4 protein-coding genes are annotated in these 3,443 nt (G+C 71.9%); 3 read left to right on the forward strand and 1 reads right to left on the reverse strand.

What is annotated here, in order from left to right; all coding sequences use genetic code 11:
* Nucleotides 1–929, reverse strand: a 929-nt coding sequence (locus K9U41_RS22260) for a pirin family protein (protein ID WP_282643027.1), incomplete at its 3' end; no start/stop codon positions are given.
* Nucleotides 930–1,182: 253 nt separating this feature from the next.
* Here K9U41_RS22260 and K9U41_RS22265 point away from each other — a divergent pair.
* From K9U41_RS22265 to K9U41_RS22275, 3 genes are all read left to right on the forward strand, one after another.
* Nucleotides 1,183–1,347, forward strand: a complete 165-nt coding sequence (locus K9U41_RS22265) for a Flp family type IVb pilin (RefSeq protein WP_011995941.1) — start codon at nucleotides 1,183–1,185, stop codon at nucleotides 1,345–1,347.
* A gap of 20 nt (nucleotides 1,348–1,367) precedes the next feature.
* The gene (locus K9U41_RS22270; RefSeq protein ID WP_282643028.1) at nucleotides 1,368–1,844 is read left to right on the forward strand and encodes an A24 family peptidase; all 477 of its coding nucleotides are present in this window, start codon (nucleotides 1,368–1,370) and stop codon (nucleotides 1,842–1,844) included.
* Nucleotides 1,845–2,037: 193 nt separating this feature from the next.
* Nucleotides 2,038–3,405, forward strand: a complete 1,368-nt coding sequence (locus K9U41_RS22275; protein WP_282643029.1) for a leucyl aminopeptidase family protein — start codon at nucleotides 2,038–2,040, stop codon at nucleotides 3,403–3,405.
* Nucleotides 3,406–3,443 lie beyond the last annotated feature (38 nt).

Consider the following 3,443-nt stretch of genomic DNA (forward strand, 5'->3'; position numbering starts at 1 on the left):
AGGCCGGGCCCGTCGTCGGGGGCGGGGATGAACTCGTCATGGTCCATGGGGATGAGGTCGAACCGGCCCGCCCGCCACGCGGCCTTGGCGGCATCGAGCCGCTCCAGGTCCGACGAGACGAAATTCCACCAGATATAGCGCGGACCTTCCAGCGGCTCGCCGCCCATCAGCATGAGCCGCGCCGGCGTGATCGCCCGCGCGGTGGTGGCAAGGCCCCGGCGGATGACCAGCATGCGCCCCGGCTCGAAGGCCACGCCGTCCACCTCCACCTCGCCCTCCAGGGTGAACACAGCCCGGTCCTCGTGGGTGGGATCGATGGGCAGGCGCGCGCCGGGCGCAAGCGTGACTTCCGCATAGGTGGCAGGCGAGGCCAGCGCCACCGGAGACACCGCGCCATAGGCGCTGCCGAGGATGATGCGGGCGGTCACGCGACCGTCGGACACCACGGGCAGGTCCTCGGCGCTGGTGTGCAGGAAATCCGGGGCGTCCTCCTCCCGCGCCTTGGGCAGGGCGATCCAGCTCTGGATGCCGAACAGCGGGCCGCCGCGGTCCTTCACAATCGCCTCGTGCCGCTCGGAATGGACGATGCCGCGGCCGGCGGTCATCAGGTTCACCGCGCCGGGCGCGATCACCCGCTCGTTGCCCAGGCTGTCGCGGTGGACCATGGTGCCATCGAACAGATAGGTGACGGTGGCGAGCCCGATATGGGGATGCGGGCGCACATCCTGCGCCTGATGGGCCGTGAAGCGCACCGGTCCCATGCGATCGAAGAAGATGAACGGCCCGATCATCTGCCCCTGGGGCGAGGGCAGCACGCGGGCCACCTCCATGCCGCCGATGTCGTGCGCACGCGGGATGATCACCGTCTCCACCGCGTCGCAGCTGCGCCCGTCTCCGGGGATGGGATCGGGGCAAGGGGCAAAGCTCATCGCGGCCACTCCTTGGCGGGTATACCTTGGCGGGACCTCTTGGCGGGACCTCTTGCCGGAGCTTGCCCCCATCGCGCGGCGCGGTCAAAGGGCGCGCCCGGAGGTTGCGCACAGGAGGGGAGCGTTAACCCTCAGATCAGCCGGAGGCCCCACAGGGGCATTTGCGCGGGCGTTCTTTACTTCCCCGCAAGGGGGCGCCCCTAGCGTCGGCTCCACCCCGGCGCATCTGCCGCGCGGCATCGGATTTCAAGCCATGAAGCTATTGTTCTGGCGCTTCATCAGGGAGGAAGAGGGCTCCACCGCCCTCGAATACGGGCTCATCGCCGCGGGCCTCTCCATCGCCATCGTCACCGTCCTGGTGCAGATCGCCGCCACCTTCGCCCGGCTCCAGGCGTCTTCGGCTGCGGCCGGAAACTGACGGCGCGGACAGGCGGACCCATGCAGGCGGCCCAATTCCTCCTTCTCGGGCTCTATCCCGCCGCCCTGTGCTCCTGCATCGGAACGGATATCGCCCGCCGCATCATTCCCAATGCCGTCATAGGTGCCCTGCTGCTCGGCTTCACGGCCCTCGCCATCCTCACCCCCCTGCCCGACCTGCCCCTGCGTCTCCTGCTGGCGGCGGCGATCACGGCGCTCGGCTTCTCCCTGTTCGCGGAGAATGTGGTCGGGGCCGGCGACGCCAAGCTCGCGGGCGTGCTGATACTGTGGATGGACCCCGCGCAGCTGCCGCTGTTCGTGCTTGCCTGCGGCCTCTTCGGCGGGCTCCTGACCCTCGCCGCCTGTGCCGTGCGCCGTCCGGCGGAACAGCCGGACAGGACCGTCGCCATCCCCGGCCGGACCATCCCCTATGGCGTCGCCCTGGCCGGTGCCGGACTGCTGCTGCATCCCTACTCCAGCCTGCTCGGCGCCGGCTGACCCCGCCCCACTGCTGACGGCCGCGACCGGGCAGGCGCGCATTCTCTCCCCCGCGTGAAGGCGATTTTGCCGCCGGGACGGCAACGAAACCGTTGCCATCCCGGCGGATCGCGCTCTACCCATTGGCCTACAGGTCCTTTCGCGCGTCGCGCCGCCGCATCCACGGCCCCGCCGGCGGCGCAGGAGTTCATTCATGCTCGATTGCATTGCGCCCGCCTCGTCCCTCAGCCTTCCGGTCTGGTGCGTCACCAAGGAGACCTTCGCGTCCGCCGCCATCCCGGAAGCGGCCCGCCGCTTCGCCGAGGCCGCCGGCTTCGGGGGCGAAGCCGGCAAGCTGCTGCTGGTGCCCGCCGCCGAGGGCGGCCTTGCCGGCGCCCTGTTCGGCGTCGCGGCAGGGGCCCGGGCGGATGCCTTCGCCGCCGGCGCCCTGCCGGGGCTGCTGCCCGCCGGGGCCTGGCGGCTGGAAGGCGAGGTGGCGAGCCCGCGCCTCGCCGCGCTGGCCTTTGCGCTCGGCACCTACCGCTTCACCCGCTACAAGGCCGCCGCCAGCCGCGACGTGCGCCTCGTGCTCCCCGAAGGGGTGGATGCCGACGCCCTGGTGCGCACCGTCGAGGCGGTGACCCTCACCCGCGACCTCGTCAACACCCCCGCCAACGACCTCGGCCCGCCGGAGCTGGAAGACGCCGCCCGCGCGCTGGCCGCCCGCCACGGCGCCACCTTCCGCTCGGTCACCGGTGAGCGGCTGCTGGCGGAGAATTTCCCCATGATCCATGCGGTGGGCCGCGCCGCCGACCGCGCGCCGCGCCTTCTCGAGATCCGCGCCGGCGATCCCGCCCACCCCAAGGTGACGCTGGTGGGCAAGGGCGTGGCCTTCGACACCGGCGGGCTCGACCTGAAGCCCTCCTCCGCCATGCTGTTGATGAAGAAGGACATGGGCGGCGCGGCCAACGCGCTCGGCCTTGCCCATCTCCTGCTCGCGCGCGGAGCGAAGGTGAACCTGCGGGTGCTGATCCCCGCCGTGGAGAATTCGGTCTCCGCCTCCGCCTTCCGGCCGGGCGACATCCTCAAGAGCCGCAAGGGCCTCTCGGTGGAAATCGGCAATACGGACGCGGAGGGCCGGCTCGTCCTCGCCGACGCCCTCGCCCTCGCCGACGAGGAGGCCCCCGACCTCGTGATCGATTTCGCCACCCTCACCGGCGCGGCGCGGGTGGCGCTGGGGCCGCAGCTGCCGGCCGCCTTCACCCAGGACGAGGACCTCGCCGCGGATCTCGCCCGCCACGCCATGGTGGAGGCGGACCCGCTGTGGCGCCTGCCGCTGTGGGCGCCCTACCAGGGCATGCTCGACTCCAAGATCGCCGACACCAACAACGTCTCGTCCGGCGGGCTCGCCGGGGCCATCACCGCCGCCCTGTTCCTGGAGAAGTTCGTGGGCGCGGCCCGCGCCTGGCTGCATCTCGACCTGTTCGCCTGGAACGCCAGCGCCCGGCCCGGCCGGCCCGAGGGGGGCGAAGCCCAGACCATCCGCGCCCTCGATGCGCTCCTCGCCGAGCGCTACGGCTGAGGCCCGCCATGCTGTCCGATCCCCGCCTCACCCCGGCC

This window comes from Xanthobacter autotrophicus, assembly GCF_029991245.1.
Classification (GTDB): domain Bacteria; phylum Pseudomonadota; class Alphaproteobacteria; order Rhizobiales; family Xanthobacteraceae; genus Xanthobacter; species Xanthobacter autotrophicus_C.

Bases quoted from the DNA above. Each gene is read 5' to 3' on its own strand.
- K9U41_RS22265 (WP_011995941.1), top strand. From the start codon at position 1,183: ATGAAGCTATTGTTCTGGCGCTTCATCAGGGAGGAAGAGGGCTCCACC.
- K9U41_RS22270 (WP_282643028.1), top strand. From the start codon at position 1,368: ATGCAGGCGGCCCAATTCCTCCTTCTCGGGCTCTATCCCGCCGCCCTG.
- K9U41_RS22275 (WP_282643029.1), top strand. From the start codon at position 2,038: ATGCTCGATTGCATTGCGCCCGCCTCGTCCCTCAGCCTTCCGGTCTGG.